This is a genomic window from Streptomyces sp. NPDC039480, assembly GCF_055597165.1.
Genome location: NZ_JBVITX010000005.1, coordinates 538,279 through 556,350, shown reverse-complemented (window position 1 = coordinate 556,350; position 18,072 = coordinate 538,279). Strand labels below are relative to the sequence as shown.

Below are 18,072 nucleotides of genomic sequence, written 5' to 3'. Positions count from 1 at the left end.
GTGAGAATCAGGACCATGGACAGCAGTGCAGTCAGCACCCGCCGCGAGGCCACTCGGCAGAAGCTCTACGAGGCCGCCGTCACCCTCATCGCCGAGCAGGGTTTCTCGGCCACGACGGTCGACGAGATCGCCGAACGGGCCGGCGTCGCGAAGGGCACCGTCTACTACAACTTCGCGAGCAAATCGGTCCTCTTCGAAGAGTTGCTGCGGCACGGCGTCGGTCTGCTGACCGCCTCCCTGAAGGAGGCCGCGGAGGACGCCGACAGGAGCGGCGGCAGCAGGGTCGACGCCCTGGACGCGATGATCCGCGCGGGTCTGGTCTTCATCAACCGCTATCCGGCCTTCACCCAGCTGTACGTCGCCGAGCTGTGGCGCACCAACCGCGCCTGGCAGTCCACGCTGCTCGTGGTCAGGCAGCAGGCCGTCGCGGTGGTCGAGGACGTGCTGCGGGCGGGCGTGGACAACGGCGAGCTGAGCGAGGAGATCGACATCCCGCTGACGGCCGCCGCGCTCGTCGGCATGGTCCTGGTGGCCGCGCTGGACTGGCAGGCCTTCCAGCCGGAGCGCTCGCTGGACGACGTGCACGCGGCCCTTTCGCGGCTGCTGCAGGGCCGGGTCAGCGGCACGCGCGCGTAGGGACACGAAAACTCCGCACGACGGCGCCGGTCCGGTGTCCCCCCGTTCCCGGGCGGCACCGGACCGGCGCTTTCTTCGTGTCCCCCCGTGACCCCCGTGCGACCCCCGTTTGGTCGTCCCCCCGAGTCACCCCCGTACCTCGCTCCCGCCCGTTCGGCGGGAGGAGCGGCCAAGGGCGCGGCACCGTTCCGCCGCCCCGTGTCGGCGGTACCCGTACCGCGCCCTTCTCCGTGCCCCATACTCTTCCGTCTCCGCAGGTGGAGCCCCATCCGCGCACGTACTCATCTCACCCACTAGGTACGGATACTCAGGCGTACGCACTCATCTCCAGGCCGCTTCGCCCCCGACTGGTTACGATCACGTCCGTGTCCGTACTCCCCCTGGTGTTCACCAGCGGCTGGGCGAGCGGGATCAACGCGTACGCCGTTGTCCTGCTGCTCGGCGTCTTCGGCGCGACCGGAGTCAGCGACGAGGTCCCCGAGGCGCTGCAGCGGCCCGATGTGCTGATCGCGGCCGGTGTGCTCTTCGTGTGCGAGGCCGTCGCCGACAAGATCCCGTACGTCGATTCGGTCTGGGACACGGCGCACACCGTGATCCGGCCGGTCTCCGGCGCCGTGGTGGGTGCGCTCCTCGCGGGGCAGAGCGGGTCCCTGCCCGACCTGGCCGCGGGCGCGGTGGGCGGCACGACCGCGCTGGCCAGCCATGCGGTGAAGGCCGGCACCCGGATGGCGATCAACACCTCGCCGGAGCCGTTCAGCAACGTCGTGATGAGCACGGCCGAGGATCTCGGCGTCGGCGGCGTCATCAGCTTCGCGATGTTCTACCCGGAGGCCGCCGCGATCATCGCGGCCGTGCTGCTCCTGCTCGGCCTGTTCCTGCTGTTCTTCCTCGTCTCGCGGATCCGGCGGTTCCTGCGGCGCAGGGCGCAGCGGCGCGAGGAGAAGCGTCTCGCGGAGCGGACCGGGCCACCGCCGCCGTGACTGTCGGTGGCTGCCGATAAAGTCCCTGGCATGGCACGGATTGTGGTGATCGGCGCCGGTCTCGGCGCGATGACGGCGGCCGCCCGGCTGGCCGTCGCTGGCCACCGGGTGGTGGTGTACGAACGCGGTGGGACGTACGGCGGCGCGCTCGGCCGCGTCGAGCGGGACGGCTTCGCCTTCGACACCGGACCGGGACTGCTCCAGCTCCCCGCGGTCTACCGCGACTTGTTCGTCAAGACGGGCAAGGAGCCTCTGGAGAAGTGCGTCGAGCTCTCCCAGGTGGAGCCCGCCGTGCGCCACGTCTTCGCGGACGGCACCGCGGCCGACCTGCCGAACGCCTCGCGGGCGGGCGTGGGCGAGGCTCTGGACACGGCGCTCGGCGAGGGCGCGGGCGCGCGCTGGTCGGCGTTCATGAACCGCGCCAGGGAGGCCTGGGACCGCACCCGCCGCCCCCTCCTGGAAGAGCCCCTCTGGCCGAACTGGGAGGTGCTCGCCGATCGCGAGCCGTATCCCTCGGTGCCGCTCAAGCGCCTGCTGCGCCGCGAGCGCCGCGCGGTGACGCTCGGCGAGGTCGGCGAGCTGGAGCTGGGCGGCGACCCGCGGCTGATCGCGCTCCTGGAGCAGTTCGCCCTCGCGCACGGCCTGGATCCCCGCGCGACACCGGCGAGCGCGGCCGTCCTGCCCTATCTGGAGCAGACCTTCGGCACCTGGTCGGCGCGGGGCGGCATGCGCGCCCTGGCCCGTGCGGTGTACGAGCGGTGTGTGACCCGGCGGGTCGAGTTCGTGTTCGGCTCGGCGGTGACGCGGATCGTCGAGAAGGACGGTCGGGCGGCGGGCGTGGAGCTCGCGGACGGCACCGTCGTGGACGCGGACTTCGTGGTCGCCGGCGTGGCCCCCACGCTCTTGGACGGCATGCTGCCCGGCAGGGACCTGCGGGCGGCGGGCGACGTCCCCGCGCGCTCGGGCATGCCCAGCCGGCTGACGGTGCTGCTGGCGCTGTCCGGGGCGCGCCCCGAGGGCACCCCGCTGCGGACGGTGCTGCACTCGGCCGACCGGCAGGACGAGCTCGACCGCCTCTTCGGCGAGCGGCCCGGCCTCCCCGCCTCACCCACCGTCGCCGTGCTGCGCCCCGACGACCCGGAGCTGACGCCGGACGGCGCGCACGAGGCGGTGACGCTCACGGTGACGGTGCCCGCGCACCTGGAGGTCACCCCGGCGGACGTGGAGCGGGTGATATCTCGCGCCGAGACCGTGGTCCCGGACCTCCGGAGCCGCCTCCTCTGGCACGAGGTCCGCACCCCGGCCGATGTCGCAGAGGCCACCGGCGCCGACGGCGGCGCGGTCCCGGCCCCGGCGCTCGCGGCGGCCGGCGGGAAGCTGCTGCACCCCGCCAACAGCACGCGTCTCCCGGGCCTGTTCGCCGTGGGCGGCTGGGCACACCCCGGCGGCGGCCTCCCGCACGCGGGCATGTCGGGCACGCTCGTCGCGGGCCTGATCGTGGAGGGCCCGGAGTTCCGCGGCTCCCAGTGAGCCCCGCGCCTCAGTAGCGGTACTGCTGCTCGTTGTAACCCTGCCCGTCGTACCCGGCCGCTCCGTCCTGGTACGGGGGGTGCGGCTGCTCGGGCGGCAGTTCGCCGCCGTACTGGTCGTCGGTGGTGCGCTGCTGCGGCACCCAGACACCGCCGGGCGGCGTGTCCTCGTACGTACCGCCGAGGGAGCCGCTGTAGGTGTCGCCGCCGTACGGGGCGTACTGCTGCGGGTCGCCGTAGGTGTCGTAGCTCTGCCGCGCGCCGTAGGTCTGCGTGCCGATGTACGGGTCGGAGTAGGCGGCGTACTGCTGCTGGCCGGTCTCGTCGTACGCGTAATTCTGCTGGGTCTGCTGCTGGGTGTGGAGCGGGTCGAAGCCCGTGTAGGCCGCGGCGTCGTAGCCGTAGCCGTCGCTCTGGTGGGGGTCGCCCGCGCTCGGCGGGGCATAGGCCGCGTCGCTGTACACGCCGTACTGCCCGGTGTCGTCGGGCAGCGGCTCCGGTTCGTATATCCCGCCGACGGGGATGTCCGGGCCGTGCGCGGGCGGCGGCGGAACCTGGTCGTAGGCCGGGCCGGAGACGTCCGGATCGGCCGCTCCCCGGTCGGAGACCTCCAGGTCGGAGACCTGGAGCGTCGGTTCCTGCACGGCCGCCGCGGCCCGCGTCGGCCGCTTGCGGCGCTTGCTCGGGCCCGGCCGCCCGCCGAGCGCCCAGCCGGTGGAGAAGCCCTGGCGGAACGACATCGTCACGTACGTCTGGCCCGTGGCGAACGCGATGGCGCCGATCCCGATGATCCACACCTCCGGGATCAGCACACCGACGACGACGCCGAGGAAGCCCACGAAGGCGAGCAGGCGCCAGCGCAGCCTCGCCTTGTACTGCAGCAGCACCTCGCCGAGCAGCCACAGCGCGACGCATCCGAACGCGATGTAGAGGACCGTCCAGCCCATGTACGCCCCTCTCCCCTACGGCCGCCGCCCCTCGGGTGCGGGTACGACCGTTCAGGCCTGGTGGTGCAGGCCCAGATTCTCGTAGATTTCCAGCGTCGCCGTGGAGTTGTTCAGCGTGATGAAGTGCAGACCGGGCACGCCTTCGGCCAGCAATCGCGCGCAGAACTCCGTCGCGAACTCGATGCCAATGGAGCGTACAGCGGCGGGATCGTCCTTGACCGCGAGGATCCGCTCTTTCAGCTCGGCCGGGAACACGGCGTTGCTGAGCTGCGGCAGCCGGTCGAGCTGGCGGACGTTGGTGACCGGCATCATCTCGGGGATGATCGGCGTCCGGCAGCCCGCCGCCTCGACGCGGTCGCGCAGCCGCAGATATTCCTCGGGGTCGAAGAACATCTGCGTGATCGCGTAATCCGCGCCGGCCCGGCACTTGTCGATGAAGTGCCGGGTGTCGGACTCCCAGTCGGGCGAGCGCGGATGCATCGCGGGGAAGGCGGCGACGCCCACGCAGAAGTCGCCGGACTCCTTGATGAGCTCGACCAGTTCGGCGGCGTAGGTGAGGCCCTCGGGGTGCGCGATCCAGTCGCCGAGCGGGTCGCCGGGCGGGTCGCCGCGGACCGCGAGCATGTTCCGGATCCCGGCGTCCGCGTACTGCCCGATGATGTTGCGCAGCTCGGCCACGGAGTGGTCGACCGCTGTCAGGTGCGCGACGGGCGTCAGGGTCGTGTCGGCGACGATCTGCTGGGTCTCCTTGACCGTGCCGGTGCGCGTCGAGCCGCCCGCGCCGTAGGTCACGGAGACGAAGTCCGGTGCGACCGCCTCGACCCGCCGCAGCGCGTTCCAGAGGTTCCGCTCGCCCTTGGGGGTTTTCGGGGCGGAGAACTCGAACGAAAATGTCGTTTTCCCGGTCGCGAGCATGTCGCGCACCGTGCGCGCACGGTCAGTCCTGGTCGAAGCTGTGCCTGAGGCCATACGGGCAGGTTAGCCAGGCCGCGACGGTCCCCCAACCAGACCTGGGAGATTCAGCCGATTTGCCGCTTTGTTGTCCACGGATCGGACACTCCCGGGCTGTTGCTCAGACAGATGTGCGGAGCCGCTTCGCGAACTCCGCGGCGGCGGCTCCGGGGTCGTCGGCCTCGGTGATCGCCCGCACGACGACGACGCGCCGCGCACCGGCCTCCAGCACCTCGTCCAGATTGCCCGCGTCGATGCCGCCGATGGCGAACCAGGGCCGGTCCGTGCCGAGCGAGGCCGTGTACCTGACCAGGTCGAGGCCCGGGGCGTGGCGGCCCGGCTTGGTGGGCGTGGGCCAGCACGGTCCCGTGCAGAAGTAGTCCACGCCCTCCTGGACGGCGGCCGCGGCGGCCTCCGACTCGGCGTGCGTGGAGCGGCCGATGAGGACGTCCTCGCCGAGCAGGGCGCGGGCCGCAGGGACGGGCAGATCGCCCTGGCCGAGGTGCAGCACGTCGGCGCCCGCGGCGTGCGCGACGTCCGCGCGGTCGTTCACCGCGAAGAGCTTGCCGTGCCGCCGTGCGGCGTCGGCGAAGACCTGGAGGTGCGCCAGCTCCTCGCCTGCCTCCATGCCCTTGTCGCGCAGCTGCACGATGTCGACGCCGCCCGCGAGGACGGCGTCCAGGAACTCCGGGAGGTCCCCCTGGCGCCTGCGGGCGTCCGTGCAGAGATAGAGCCGGGCGTCCGCGAGCCGGGTGCGGTGGTCGACGGCCATGGAGAAGTCCCCCCGTTGTCGGTGGTGTGCCGGGCCGCCGCGTGGCGTCACGCGGCGCCCCGGCACACCGGACGGTGTGTCGTCCGGTTCACCGGACGGTTGTGCAGGTCAGACGGTCTTGCGCCTGCTCAGACGGCGAGCGCCTGGGCGCGGCGCTTCACCTCCGTGCCGCGATTCTCGCCCAGTGCCTGCACGGGGGTGCCGGGCAGGCTCGGGTCGGGGGTGAAGAGCCATTCGAGCATCTCCTCGTCGGAGAAGCCGTCGTCCCTCAGGAGCGTCAGGGTGCCGGCCAGGCCCTTGACGACCTTGTCGCCGTCGATGAAGGCGGCGGGCACCTGGAGCGCCCGGTTCTCCCCACGGCGTACGGCGATCAGCTGGCCCTCCTTGACCAGCTGGCGCACGCGGGTCACCTCGACATCGAGCATTTCCGCGATGTCGGGGAGGTGCAGCCAGGCGGGGACAAGAGCGTCAGTCTTTGCGTCAATCTCGGTCACCGTCCCAGCGTATCTCTGGCCGGTGACACGCACCGGACGGCGGCCGTCCGGCTACCGGACCGCCTTCTTCAAGGGGACCGCGGGGTCCGCCGTCAGCGTGGGGTCGAGACGGGCGCCCGACTCGATCAGCTTGCGGCCCTGGGCCAGGTCCCTGGGGCGGCCCACCGCGAGGACCGCCACCAGGGCGCCCTCCCGCAGCCAGCACACCGACCAGGCCACACCCGTCGGGTCGCCGCGCCACACCAGCTCGTCCGCCGAGGCGTGGTGGCCCGCGTACTGCACGAAGCGGCCGAACTGCTCCGACCAGAAGTACGGCACGGGGTCGTACGCCGCGGGGGTCTCACCGATGATGTTCGCCGCCACCGTCCGCGGGCCCTGCAGCGCGTTGTCCCAGTGGTGCACGAGCAGACGCTCGCCGTACCTTCCCGAAGGGAAGGAGGAGCAGTCGCCGACCGCGTACACGTCGGGCGCCGAGGTGCGCAGGCCGTCGTCGGCCACGACCTCCCTGTGGCTGCCCAGCTCGATGTCGGAGCCGGCCAGCCAGGCCGTCGCGGGCCGCGCCCCGATGCCGACGACGACGGCGCCCGCGGGCAGCCGGGTCCCGTCGGACAGGACGACCGTGCCCGGCTCGACACGCTCCACGCGCGCGTGGGTGCGCAGGACCGCTCCGGAGTCCGCGTACCAGCCCGTCATGGGGGCCGCGACCTCCTCGGGCAGCGCTCCGGCGAGCGGCCGTGCGGCGGCCTCGACCACGGTGACGGAACAGCCCGCCTCGCGCGCGGCGGTCGCGAACTCCGCGCCGATCCAGCCCGCCCCGACGACCACGACCTCCTGCTGCTCGGCGAGGACCGGGCGCAGCCGCTCGGCGTCGTCCAGGGTGCGCAGGAGGTGGACGCCTGGGACTCCCTCGGTGCCGGGCAGCCGGATCGGCTCGGCGCCGGTCGCGAGGACCAGCACGTCGTACGCGAGGGGGCCCTCTGCGGTGTCCAGCTCGTGGTCGGCGGGGCGCACGCCGGTGACCGCGCGGCCCAGGACCAGCTCGATGCCGAGCGCCTCGAAGTCGATGTCGAAGGCGGAGCCCTCCGCCTTGCCGAGCAGCACCGCCTTGGACAGCGGCGGCCTGTCGTACGGCTGGTGCGGCTCCGCCCCGACGAGGGTGACCGGGCCGGCGAACCCCTGTTCCCGCAGGGCCACCGCGGTCTGCACCCCGGCCATGCCGGCTCCGACGATGACGACGCGCCGCTCCGCGTGCCGCTGATTTCCGCTCTGCCTCTGCTGCTCGCTCACCCGATCACTGTAGGGCGGCGGCCCGTGGCGGCCTCAGATGGCTGCGGGGAGATCTCTGACACACCGTCACCGCCCATACCCGGACAGCTCCCCTACTGCCGCGCGAAGCGACGGGCTAGGGTGGCCGGTGCAGAGCACTCGCGGGAGCCCGGGCGCACCGGGCTGAGAGGGAGGCTGGGACGGCCTCCGACCGTACGAACCTGATCCGGGTCATGCCGGCGAAGGGAGGGGCTGGACGCCCATGCATCCACGTACGACACCACCATCCGCCACCTCTGACGTCCTTGTCGTCGGAGGCGGCGTCATCGGCCTGGTCACGGCCTGGCGGGCCGCCCAGCGCGGGCTTTCCGTCGCGCTCGTCGACCCCGCGCCGGGCGGGGGCGCCGCGCAGGTCGCGGCGGGCATGCTGGCCGCCGTCACCGAACTCCACTACGGCGAGCAGACGCTGCTCGGCATCAACGTCGAGTCCGCCCGCCGCTACCCCGCCTTCGCCGCCGAGCTGACCGAGGCGAGCGGCCAGGACCTCGGCTATCGCGCGTGCGGCACGCTCGCCGTCGCGCTCGACTCGGACGACCGCGCACATCTGCGCGAACTGCACGCCCTGCAGCGCCGTTCGGGGCTGGAGTCCGAGTGGCTGAGCGGCCGCGAGTGCCGCCGTCTCGAACCGATGCTCGCTCCGGGCGTACGCGGCGGGCTGCGGGTCGACGGCGACCACCAGGTCGACCCGCGCAGGCTCGCGGCGGCGCTCGTGGTGGCCTGCGAGCGGGCCGGTGTGGCCTTCCACCGCGCGTGGGCCGAGCGCCTCTCGGTCGTACGCGACCGGGCGTGCGGCGTCGTCCTCGCGGACGGCACCGAGCTGGGCGCGGGCCTGACCGTGCTCGCGGCGGGCAGCCTCAGCGGGCGCCTCGGGGGTGTCCCGGAGGACGTCCTGCCGCCCGTGCGGCCCGTGAAGGGCCAGGTTCTGCGGCTGACGGTGCCGAAGCCGTACGCGCCGTTCCTGAGCCGCACCGTGCGGGCCGTGGTGCGCGGCAGCCACGTCTACCTCGTGCCGCGCGAGAACGGCGAGCTCGTCGTCGGCGCGACCAGCGAGGAGCTCGGCTGGGACACCACGGTGACCGCCGGGGGCGTCTACGAACTCCTGCGGGACGCGCACGAACTGGTCCCCGGCATCACGGAACTGCCGCTGACCGAGACCCGCGCGGGCCTGCGCCCCGGCTCCCCCGACAACGCGCCGCTGCTCGGCCCGACGCGGCTCGCCGGACTCCACCTGGCCACCGGCCACCACCGCAACGGCGTCCTGCTGACGCCCCTCACGGGGGACGTCATGGCGCACGCCCTGACCACCGGTGAACTGCCGGACGTGGCGCGTCCGTTCACCCCGCGCCGCTTCGCCGGGCCCGCCCCCGTACCCCCTCCCGCCACGCCGCACTTCACGGAGCAGCACGCATGAGCACGCCCTTCGCCGTTTCCGTCAATGGGGAAGCACGCGACGTGGCCTCGGGCACCACGCTCGAAGCCGTCGTGGCCACCCTCTCCTCGGCGCACTCCGGTGTCGCCGCCGCCGTCAACGAAACCGTCGTCCCGCGCGCGCAGTGGTCCACCACGACGCTCGCCGCGGGCGACCGCGTCGAAATTCTCACCGCCGTCCAGGGAGGCTGAACCACCATGGCAGACGACCCCTTCGTCATCGGCGGGCTCACCCTCTCCGCGCGCCTGATCATGGGCACGGGAGGGGCGCCCAGCCTCGACGTCCTGGAGCGGTCCCTGATCGCGTCCGGCACGGAGCTGACCACCGTCGCGATGCGCCGCCTCGACCCGGGCGTCCAGGGCTCCGTGCTCTCCGTCCTCGACCGGCTCGGCATCCGCGTCCTGCCCAACACGGCGGGCTGCTTCACGGCCGGCGAGGCCGTCCTCACCGCCCGGCTTGCCCGCGAGGCGCTCGGCACCGACCTGGTGAAGCTGGAGGTGATCGCCGACGAGCGCACCCTGCTGCCCGATCCGATCGAGCTCCTGGACGCCGCCGAGACCCTGGTGGACGACGGTTTCACCGTCCTGCCCTACACGAACGACGACCCGGTGCTCGCGCGGAAGCTGGAGGACGTGGGGTGTGCGGCGATCATGCCGCTCGGCTCGCCCATCGGCTCCGGGCTCGGCATCCGCAACCCGCACAACTTCCAGCTGATCGTGGAGCACGCGCGCGTGCCGGTGATCCTCGACGCGGGGGCGGGCACGGCGTCCGACGCGGCGATCGCGATGGAGCTGGGGTGTGCGGGCGTGATGCTCGCCTCCGCGGTGACGCGGGCGCAGGAGCCGGTCCTGATGGCCGAGGCGATGCGGCACGGCGTCGAGGCCGGGCGGCTCGCGCACCGGGCCGGGCGGATTCCGCGGCGGCACTTCGCGGAGGCGTCCTCTCCCTCGGAGGGCATGGCCCGGCTCGATCCGGAGCGGCCCGCGTTCTGACGTCCTTGCCGTGCCAGGGAGGGCCTGTTCGCTCGCAGCTGTCCGCCGGTGGGGGCTTGTCGCGCAGTTCCCCGCGCCCCTTACGGGGCACGGTCGCCCCGTCACCTGTCACAGCTCGGCTGCAGTAGTGCCGTGTACGCGCCCGTCCGGCCGGGGTGTCGGTGCCTGCTCGTAGACTCCCTCTGTGGACACGACCCTTCAGGACCCGCTCGTCGGGCAGCTGCTCGACGGCCGTTACCGGATCGACGGGCGCATCGCGGTCGGCGGGATGGCCACGGTCTACCGGGCCGTGGACACCCGCCTCGACCGCGTGCTCGCGCTCAAGGTGATGCATCCGACGCTGGCGGCCGACGCCTCCTTCGTCGACCGCTTCATCCGCGAGGCCAAGTCGGTGGCCCGCCTCTCGCATCCGAACGTGGTCGGTGTGTTCGACCAGGGCACCGACGGGTCGTACGTCTATCTCGCGATGGAGTACATCGCGGGCTGCACCCTGCGCGACGTCCTGCGCGAGCGCGGCGCCCTGCAGCCGCGGGCCGCCCTCGACATCCTGGAGCCGGTCCTCGCCGCGCTCGGCGCCGCGCACCGCGCCGGGTTCGTGCACCGCGACATGAAGCCGGAGAACGTCCTCATAGGGGACGACGGCCGGGTGAAGGTCGCCGACTTCGGGCTCGTCCGCGCGGTGGACACCGTCACGAACACCACGGGCACCGTCCTCGGCACCGTCTCGTACCTCGCCCCCGAGCAGATCGAGCACGGCACGGCGGACACCCGCGTGGACGTGTACGCGTGCGGCGTCGTGCTCTACGAGATGCTGACCGGCGCCAAGCCGCACTCCGGGGACTCCCCCGCCCAGGTCCTCTACCAGCACCTCAACGAAGACGTGCCGCCCCCGTCGGCGGCCGTCCCCGGACTCCCCTTCGCGCTCGACGAGCTGGTCGCTTCCGCCACCGCGCGCACCCCTGACATCCGTCCGTACGACGCGGTGGCGCTCCTCGCGCAGCTCAGGGAGGCGCGGGCCGGCCTGACCGAGGAGCAGCTCGACGCCGTGCCGCCGCAGGCGCACCCGACGGACGACGAGCACCGCGACACCTCCGGGGACCGCACGAGCGTGATCCCGCGCGCGGCGCGCTCCGTGCAGCTCTCGCTGCCCGCGGAGGGCGAGCCGGAGGCCCAGCGCGGTGCGGACGCGCTGAACCGCACCAGTGTTCTCACGACTCCGCCGCCAGGACCGCCAGGACCGCCCGCCGCCGCCCCGGCCTCCCGGCGGCGGTTCGACCCGCGCCGCCGCACGATCGCGGTCATAGCCGGTGTCCTGCTGGTCCTGGGCCTCGGCACGGGCATCTGGTACATCAATTCCGGCCAGTTCACGGAGGTCCCGCCGCTCCTGGCGAAGACCGAGGCGCAGGCGAAGAAGCGGCTCGACGAGGCCGGGCTCGAAGTGAAGGACGTCGAGCGCAAGTACAGCGACACGGACAAGCGCGGCACGGTCATGGACAGCGACCCCTCGGCGGGCGACCGCATCCGGCAGAACGACGGGGTGACGCTGACCATCTCGCTGGGCCCCGAGACCGTGAAGGTCCCGAACGTGAAGAGCCTCCCGCTGGCCACGGCGAAGAAGGAGCTCAAGAACTCCGGACTCGCGCCGGGCATGGTCACCAAGCGTTTCAGCGAGACCGTCGACAAGGGCTCCGTGATCGGCACGGACCCGCGGGCGGGCTTCACCCGCAAGGCGGGTTCCGCCGTCGCCCTGGTCGTCAGCAAGGGCCGCCCGGTCGAGATCCCCGACGTGCGGGGCGATTCCCAGGCCGACGCCACCGAGGATCTGGAGGACGCCGGGCTCAAGGTCGAGATCGCCCCGTCGCGGATCCACTCGGACGAGGACAAGGGCGACGTCGTCAGGCAGTCCCCCGCCCAGGACGAGACGGTCGCCGAGGGTGACACGGTCACGCTGACGATCTCCAAGGGCCCGCCGATGGTCGAGGTGCCGGACGTCACCGGCATGAGCGTCGACGAGGCCAGGGAGGCCCTTGAGGGCGCGGGCTTCGAGGTCGACGAGGACCGCGGCCTGCTGGGCATCTTCGGGGACACCGTGAAGAAGCAGTCGGTGGACGGCGGCGACAAGGCGCCGAAGAACTCGACGATCACCATCACGATCCGCTGAGCCGGGCGCCGGGCCCCCGGGCCCGGCCCCCCGCCCTGCCCCTCGCCCCGCTCCCCGGACCGTTCGGGAGCATCCACGCGCGCGTGCCACCCTTGACGTCGTGAGCAGCAACAAGTCCCCCAACGCAGTGTCCCGCAATCCCGTCGGCGGCCATGTCCCGGTGGCCGGCGGACTCGCCTCCGTCGGTCTGTCGTACGCCCGTGACCTCGGCGCCGAAGCCGTGCAGGTCTTCGTCGCCAACCCGCGGGGCTGGGCCACCCCGCCCGGCAACCCGAAGCAGGACGAGGCGTTCCGCGCGGCCTGCGCCGCCGAGAACATCCCGGCGTACGTCCACGCGCCCTACCTCATCAACTTCGGCTCGCACACCGAGGCCACCGTCGAGAAGTCCGTGGAGTCCCTGCGCCACTCGCTGCGCAGGGCCCGCGAGATCGGGGCGCTCGGCGTCGTCGTGCACACCGGCTCGGCGACCGGCGGCCGGGACCGTGCCGTCGCCCTGCAGCAGGTGCGCGACCGGATGCTGCCGCTCCTCGACGAGCTGACGCACGACGACGACCCGTTCCTGCTCCTGGAGTCGACCGCGGGCCAGGGCGCCTCGCTCTGCTCCCGCACCTGGGACTTCGGCCCGTACTTCGAGGCGCTGGACGCCCACCCCAAGCTCGGCATCTGCCTGGACACCTGCCACATCTACGCGGCGGGCCACGACCTGGCGGGCCCGGGCGGCATGAAGCAGACCCTGGACCTCCTCGTGGACACGGTCGGCGAGGGCCGTCTGAAGCTCGTGCACGCCAACGACTCCAAGGACGTCGTCGGCGCCCACAAGGACCGCCACGAGAACATCGGCACCGGCCACATCGGCGAGGAGCCCTTCCGCGAGCTGATGGTCCACCCGGCCACCGACGGCGTACCGCTGGTCATCGAGACGCCCGGCGGCAAGGAGGGACACGCGGCGGACGTGGCGCGCCTGAAGGGGCTCAGGAGCCTGTAAGAAGCACCTGTGAGCGGGGGGCGGGCCCTAGAACTCGGGGCCGTCCCCGGGCTCCTCCTGGTACGAGTAGCGCTGTTCACGCCAGGGGTCGCCGAGGTTGTGATAGCCGCGCTCCTCCCAGAAGCCGCGGCGGTCGGCGGTCATGTACTCGATGCCGCGGACCCACTTGGGGCCCTTCCACGCGTACAGATGGGGCACCACGAGCCGGAGCGGGAAACCGTGCTCCGCGGTGAGCAGTTCGCCGCCTTTGTGCGTGGCGAAAATCGTGCGGTCGGAGGCGAAGTCCGCCATCCGCAGATTCGAGCTGAAGCCGTACTCGGCCCAGACCATCACATGGGTGGCGTTCGGCGCGGGCGGGGCGATCTCCAGGAGCGTGCGGGCCGGCACGCCGCCCCATTCGGCGCCGAGCATGCTGAACTTCGTGACGCAGTGCAGGTCGGCGACCACGGTGTCGTACGGCAGTGCGGAGAATTCCTCGTGCGTCCAGCAGTGCTTCGCACCGTCGGCGGTGGCGCCGAAAACCCTGAACTCCCAGCGCTCCGGCCGGAACTTCGGCACCGGTCCGTAGTGCGTTACCGGCCAGCCGCGCTGCAGCCGCTGACCCGGCGGAAGCTCCGGCTCCGCCGCCTGTCGAGATGCGCGTTCCGCCGGCTGACCCATGCCTCCATCCTGACAGACCCGGGGCGGTGGACGTGACCAGACGAAGTCTGACAGATACGGATTCGGGCAACTCCTACTAAGCGTGCACTTACTGGACGCCCTCCGAACACCGGTGCAAAGATGCGCGCACCTGCCCAGTCAACCGCGTGGAAGGAGCCTCTGCGATGCAGGGCGACCCCGAGGTCATTGAATTTCTCAACGAGCAGCTGACCGCCGAACTGACGGCGATCAACCAGTACTTTCTCCACGCCAAGATGCAGGAGAACTTCGGCTGGACGAAGCTCGCGAAGTACACCCGGTCCGAGTCGTTCGACGAGATGAAGCACGCGGAGGTGCTGACCGACCGGATTCTGTTCCTCGACGGTCTGCCCAACTACCAGCGGCTCTTCCACGTCCGGGTGGGCCAGACGGTCACCGAGATGTTCCAGGCGGACCGCCAGGTCGAGGTGGAGGCGATCGACCGCCTCAGGCGCGGCATCGAGGTGATGCGCGCCAAGGGCGACATCACGTCCGCGAACATCTTCGAGTCGATCCTCGCCGACGAGGAGCACCACATCGACTATCTGGACACCCAGCTGGAACTCGTCGAGAAGCTGGGCGAGCCGCTCTACCTCGCGCAGCTCATCGAGCAGCCGGAGAGCTAGGGCCCGGAGAGCTGGGGCTAGGCGGCCTGCTGGGCGGTCTCGTCCAGTCCGGAGAGCACCGGCTCTCCCTGGTCCGCCAGCTCACGGCGGGGGCAGGCGCCCCGGCCGAGCAGGGCCTGGATGCGCCGCACGCACGAACCACAGTCCGTGCCCGCCTTGCAGGCCGACGCTATCTGGCGGGGGGTGCAGGCCCCGTCCGCCGCGTGCTTCTTCACCTGCGCCTCGGTGACCCCGAAGCAGTTGCAGACGTACACGCGGTTCACCTCCCGGACAGGACTCATCGGTAGCGCCGTCCCGATTGATCGGTGAGGCTAACCTAACCTTACCCGCGACGTCGGGTCCACAAAAGCCCGGGATACGCCGGTGGGGCGCGGATCACATGGATCCGCGCCCCACGCGCACGTACGGAATCGGACTACTGGTCGCGGTACATCTCCGCCACCAGGAACGCCAGGTCCAGGGACTGGCTGCGGTTGAGCCGCGGATCGCAGGCCGTCTCGTAGCGCTGGTGGAGGTCGTCGACGAAGATCTCGTCGCCGCCGCCCACGCACTCGGTGACGTCGTCACCGGTGAGCTCGACGTGGATGCCGCCCGGGTGGGTGCCGAGGGCCTTGTGGACCTCGAAGAAGCCCTTGACCTCGTCGAGCACGTCGTCGAAGCGGCGGGTCTTGTGACCGGATGCCGCCTCGTACGTGTTGCCGTGCATCGGGTCGGTGATCCAGGCGACGGTCGCGCCGGAGGCGGTGACCTTCTCGACCAGCTCGGGCAGCTTGTCGCGGACCTTGTCGGCGCCCATGCGGACGATGAAGGTCAGCCGGCCGGGCTCGCGGTCGGGGTCGAGGCGCTCGATGTACTGCAGCGCCTCCTCGGCCGTCGTGGTCGGGCCGAGCTTGACGCCGATGGGGTTGCGCACCTGGGAGGCGAACTCGATGTGCGCGTGGTCCAGTTGACGGGTGCGCTCACCGATCCAGACCATGTGGCCCGAGGTGTCGTACAGCCGGCCGGTACGGGAGTCGACGCGGGTCAGCGCCGATTCGTAGTCGAGGAGCAGCGCCTCGTGGGAGGCGTAGAACTCGACGGTCTTGAACTCCTCGGGGTCCGTCCCGCAGGCCTTCATGAAGTTGAGCGCGTTGTCGATCTCGCGGGCCAGCTGCTCGTACCGCTGGCCGGAGGGGGACGACTTCACGAAGTCCTGATTCCAGGCGTGCACCTGGTGCAGGTCCGCGTAGCCACCCGTGGTGAAGGCGCGCACCAGGTTGAGCGTGGAGGCGGACGCGTTGTACATCCGCTTCAGGCGCTCGGGGTCCGGGACGCGGGCCTTCTCGTTGAAGTCGAAGCCGTTGACGGAGTCGCCGCGGTACGTCGGCAGGGTCACGCCGTCGCGGGTCTCGGTGCCCTTGGAGCGCGGCTTGGAGTACTGCCCCGCGATGCGGCCGACCTTCACTACGGGCACGGATGCCGCGTACGTGAGGACGGCGCCCATCTGGAGCAGCGTCTTCAGCTTGTTCCGGATGTGGTCGGCGGAGACGGCGTCGAAGGCCTCGGCGCAGTCGCCGCCCTGGAGCAGGAACGCCTCTCCCTTGGCGACGGAGGCCAGTCGGGCGCGCAGCTGGTCGCACTCGCCCGCGAAGACGAGCGGCGGATAGGACTCGAGGTCCGCGATCACATCGCGCAGAGCCTCGGCATCGGGGTACTCGGGCTGCTGCGCCGCGGGCAGGTTTCGCCAGGTGTTGCCACCGGTAGCGGTGGTCTTAGCGTTCACGGTCACCTCGTCAACATTACGTGGTGCGGCGTGCCGTCCATTCATCCGCTCACGAAGTGAGACGGAGCAGACACGGCGGAGTGATCGGTTCCCGTCGCCCGCTCGCCGGCGCTCGGTGCCGCGAGGGCGAGCCTGCGGTGGGCGCGGCGGAGCATCGCGCGGGCCATGAAGGGGTGCACCGGCCGCACGGCGGCCCAGTAGAGCCTGGCGCGCCAGGTGTCCGCCCGGACGGCCGTGCTGAGGGTGACGTGCCGATCGTCGACCAGGATCGAGGCGCGGGCCGTCAGTCCTGCCGTGTTCACGTCCATCAGCAGCTCGCCGCCCTCGCGGGCGAGGACGGGGAAGGCGTCGCGCAGGACGCCGGTCCAGGCCGCGGGGTCGCGGGGCAGCCCGGCGCGCAGGTCCATGCGGTACGCGTCCCGGTAGCCGGGCCGGTCCACGGAGGCCCGGAGCAGGCGGGCCTCCGTCGGCACCGCCACCGCCAGCGGCCTGGGCCACCACAGCCGGTTGAGCAGCCGCAGCCGGGGCGACCAGCGGACGGGCCTGGCGCAGCCGCCCGCCGCCGCGCGCTCGATGTTGTCGAAGAGCTCTTCGAGCATCGTGTCGTGCACGGGCCGGACGGCCGTGGGCCACAGCAGGCGGTCCAGGCCGGACTGCCGCATCTCCAGGACGTGCCGCACGAGGCAGCGCCCCTCTCCCCGCGGCTCGACCGTCAGCTCGTGGAAGCCGTCGCCCGGCGGGGTGAAGGCGAAGCGGACGCGGCGGCCCGACTCGTGGGCCGTGACCGAGTACCGGATCGGGCCGTGGCCGCCGGTCGCGCCGACGCCGAGGGGGCGGTCGAAGGTCATCGGCGCCCAGGCGGGGACGGGGAAGACCGGGTCGTCCTCGGCCGAGAGGCGGTCGAGGAGCGCTCCCACCACCTCCGCCGGCGCCTCGACGACCCGCTCGTGCTCGTTGCGTACGACTCCCATGCCGCACCTCCATACGCTGGCGTATGGTCACCGTACGGTAGCGTATGGACATGGCGCAACGGCAGCAGAAGAAGACCGCGGCGAAGCCCCGGCTGACCGCCGACGACTGGGCGGACGCCGCCCTGACGGCGATCGGCGACGGCGGGCTCGCGGCCGTCGCCGTGGAACCCCTCGCGGTCCGCCTCGGCACCACCAAGGGCAGCTTCTACTGGCACTTCGCGAACCGCGACGCGCTCATCGACGCCGCCCTCGACCGCTGGGCCGCCCTCCACACGGAGGGGATGATCAGCCACGTCGAGACCGAGCCGGACCCCCGCAAGCGCATCCGGCTGCTCTTCGCCGAGGCCATCACCGCCGCCGCCTCGGGCCCGCTGGAGGTCTCCCTGCTGGCGACGGCCGAGCATCCGCGGGTGGCGGCAGCCCTGCGGAAGGTGACCGAGCGCCGCCTGGCGTACGTCGCCGAGCTCTTCGCGGGCCTCGGCTTCCCCGAGGCGGAGGCGCGCCGGCGCGGACTGCTCGCGTACAGCGTCTATCTGGGCCACACCCAGCTCGGCCACGCGGTGCCCTCGGCCGTGCCGTCCGGCGCGCACCTCGGCGCGTACCTCGACGAGAGCCTCGATCTCCTGATGACCAGGCCCTCGGTCTCCTGATGATGCGCTAAGGTGCGGGACATGCACGCGCAGACGACGACTCGTAACTGGTGGTGGCCCGCTCATCCGGCGGCCCACTGACTGCGCGTAGCCACAGACTCGCGAAGGCCGCCCGAGGGGCGGCCTTCAGTGTTTTCCGGACTTCCCGGGGCCGGGCCGTTCCTCTCCGAGTGAGAAGGAACC

20 protein-coding genes and 1 riboswitch are annotated in these 18,072 nt (G+C 72.0%); of the genes, 11 read left to right on the top strand and 9 right to left on the bottom strand.

What is annotated here, in order from left to right; translation table 11 throughout:
- The first annotated feature begins 15 nt into the window (after positions 1–15).
- The 3 genes from ACZ56E_RS19440 to ACZ56E_RS19430 all read left to right on the top strand — a co-directional run bounded on the left by ACZ56E_RS19440 (position 16) and on the right by ACZ56E_RS19430 (position 3,146).
- Complete coding sequence (locus tag ACZ56E_RS19440; RefSeq protein WP_468609927.1) at positions 16–636, top strand: TetR/AcrR family transcriptional regulator; 621 nt, start codon at positions 16–18, stop codon at positions 634–636.
- 365 nt (positions 637–1,001) lie between these two features.
- Entirely contained in the window at positions 1,002–1,616 is a 615-nt protein-coding gene (locus ACZ56E_RS19435; RefSeq protein WP_398307172.1) for a DUF4126 domain-containing protein, read from the top strand.
- Between the two features lie 30 nt (positions 1,617–1,646).
- Positions 1,647–3,146: a phytoene desaturase family protein gene (locus ACZ56E_RS19430; RefSeq protein ID WP_471215601.1), complete on the top strand. Its 1,500-nt coding sequence runs from the start codon at positions 1,647–1,649 to the stop codon at positions 3,144–3,146.
- A 10-nt stretch (positions 3,147–3,156) separates the two neighbouring features.
- Here ACZ56E_RS19430 and ACZ56E_RS19425 read toward each other — a convergent pair whose 3' ends face one another.
- From ACZ56E_RS19425 to ACZ56E_RS19405, 5 genes are all read right to left on the bottom strand, one after another.
- Positions 3,157–4,092, bottom strand: a complete 936-nt coding sequence (locus ACZ56E_RS19425; protein WP_471215599.1) for a hypothetical protein — start codon at positions 4,090–4,092, stop codon at positions 3,157–3,159.
- Between the two features lie 51 nt (positions 4,093–4,143).
- Positions 4,144–5,061, bottom strand: a complete 918-nt coding sequence (gene metF / locus ACZ56E_RS19420; protein ID WP_468609935.1) for a methylenetetrahydrofolate reductase [NAD(P)H] — start codon at positions 5,059–5,061, stop codon at positions 4,144–4,146.
- A 103-nt stretch (positions 5,062–5,164) separates the two neighbouring features.
- A complete protein-coding gene (thiE, locus tag ACZ56E_RS19415) occupies positions 5,165–5,815 on the bottom strand; it encodes a thiamine phosphate synthase (RefSeq protein ID WP_468609936.1) in 651 nt (216 codons plus the stop codon).
- A gap of 128 nt (positions 5,816–5,943) precedes the next feature.
- Entirely contained in the window at positions 5,944–6,309 is a 366-nt protein-coding gene (locus ACZ56E_RS19410; RefSeq protein WP_468609938.1) for an Rv2175c family DNA-binding protein, read from the bottom strand.
- A gap of 51 nt (positions 6,310–6,360) precedes the next feature.
- Positions 6,361–7,596 (bottom strand): NAD(P)/FAD-dependent oxidoreductase, encoded by a 1,236-nt coding sequence (locus ACZ56E_RS19405; RefSeq protein WP_471215596.1) that lies wholly within the window; start codon positions 7,594–7,596, stop codon positions 6,361–6,363.
- A 130-nt stretch (positions 7,597–7,726) separates the two neighbouring features.
- Positions 7,727–7,840, top strand: a riboswitch (TPP riboswitch).
- On the opposite strand from ACZ56E_RS19405, the gene thiO reads away from it, so the two are divergent.
- From thiO to ACZ56E_RS19380, 5 genes are all read left to right on the top strand, one after another.
- Entirely contained in the window at positions 7,838–9,046 is a 1,209-nt protein-coding gene (gene thiO, locus ACZ56E_RS19400; RefSeq protein WP_471215594.1) for a glycine oxidase ThiO, read from the top strand. Its footprint overlaps the riboswitch before it by 3 nt.
- Positions 9,043–9,255 (top strand): sulfur carrier protein ThiS, encoded by a 213-nt coding sequence (gene thiS, locus ACZ56E_RS19395; RefSeq protein WP_398307159.1) that lies wholly within the window; start codon positions 9,043–9,045, stop codon positions 9,253–9,255. The genes thiO and thiS overlap by 4 nt, the downstream gene beginning before the upstream one ends.
- A gap of 6 nt (positions 9,256–9,261) precedes the next feature.
- The gene (locus tag ACZ56E_RS19390; protein ID WP_471215592.1) at positions 9,262–10,056 is read left to right on the top strand and encodes a thiazole synthase; all 795 of its coding nucleotides are present in this window, start codon (positions 9,262–9,264) and stop codon (positions 10,054–10,056) included.
- 184 nt (positions 10,057–10,240) lie between these two features.
- Positions 10,241–12,217, top strand: a complete 1,977-nt coding sequence (gene pknB, locus ACZ56E_RS19385; RefSeq protein ID WP_471215590.1) for a Stk1 family PASTA domain-containing Ser/Thr kinase — start codon at positions 10,241–10,243, stop codon at positions 12,215–12,217.
- A 100-nt stretch (positions 12,218–12,317) separates the two neighbouring features.
- Positions 12,318–13,202: a deoxyribonuclease IV gene (locus ACZ56E_RS19380; protein ID WP_471215588.1), complete on the top strand. Its 885-nt coding sequence runs from the start codon at positions 12,318–12,320 to the stop codon at positions 13,200–13,202.
- Between the two features lie 27 nt (positions 13,203–13,229).
- On the opposite strand, the gene ACZ56E_RS19375 is transcribed toward ACZ56E_RS19380, so the two are convergent.
- Positions 13,230–13,862 (bottom strand): sulfite oxidase-like oxidoreductase, encoded by a 633-nt coding sequence (locus tag ACZ56E_RS19375; RefSeq protein ID WP_398307152.1) that lies wholly within the window; start codon positions 13,860–13,862, stop codon positions 13,230–13,232.
- 164 nt (positions 13,863–14,026) lie between these two features.
- On the opposite strand from ACZ56E_RS19375, the gene bfr reads away from it, so the two are divergent.
- Positions 14,027–14,506 (top strand): bacterioferritin, encoded by a 480-nt coding sequence (gene bfr, locus ACZ56E_RS19370; protein ID WP_365356464.1) that lies wholly within the window; start codon positions 14,027–14,029, stop codon positions 14,504–14,506.
- Between the two features lie 17 nt (positions 14,507–14,523).
- Here the strand turns inward: bfr and ACZ56E_RS19365 are convergent, their stop codons facing one another.
- The 3 genes from ACZ56E_RS19365 to ACZ56E_RS19355 all read right to left on the bottom strand — a co-directional run bounded on the left by ACZ56E_RS19365 (position 14,524) and on the right by ACZ56E_RS19355 (position 17,239).
- A complete protein-coding gene (locus ACZ56E_RS19365) occupies positions 14,524–14,787 on the bottom strand; it encodes a (2Fe-2S)-binding protein (RefSeq protein WP_471215585.1) in 264 nt (87 codons plus the stop codon).
- 134 nt (positions 14,788–14,921) lie between these two features.
- A complete protein-coding gene (locus ACZ56E_RS19360) occupies positions 14,922–16,274 on the bottom strand; it encodes a class II 3-deoxy-7-phosphoheptulonate synthase (RefSeq protein WP_468609955.1) in 1,353 nt (450 codons plus the stop codon).
- Between the two features lie 35 nt (positions 16,275–16,309).
- A complete protein-coding gene (locus ACZ56E_RS19355; protein ID WP_471215583.1) occupies positions 16,310–17,239 on the bottom strand; it encodes a DUF2867 domain-containing protein in 930 nt (309 codons plus the stop codon).
- A 44-nt stretch (positions 17,240–17,283) separates the two neighbouring features.
- Here ACZ56E_RS19355 and ACZ56E_RS19350 point away from each other — a divergent pair, with 44 nt between their 5' ends.
- Positions 17,284–17,889 carry a TetR/AcrR family transcriptional regulator gene (locus tag ACZ56E_RS19350; protein ID WP_471215581.1) on the top strand — a complete coding sequence of 202 codons (606 nt, stop codon included), beginning with the start codon at positions 17,284–17,286 and terminating at the stop codon, positions 17,887–17,889.
- A 21-nt stretch (positions 17,890–17,910) separates the two neighbouring features.
- Positions 17,911–17,970 (top strand): trp operon leader peptide, encoded by a 60-nt coding sequence (locus ACZ56E_RS19345; protein ID WP_106977022.1) that lies wholly within the window; start codon positions 17,911–17,913, stop codon positions 17,968–17,970.
- The last annotated feature ends 102 nt before the right edge of the window (positions 17,971–18,072 follow it).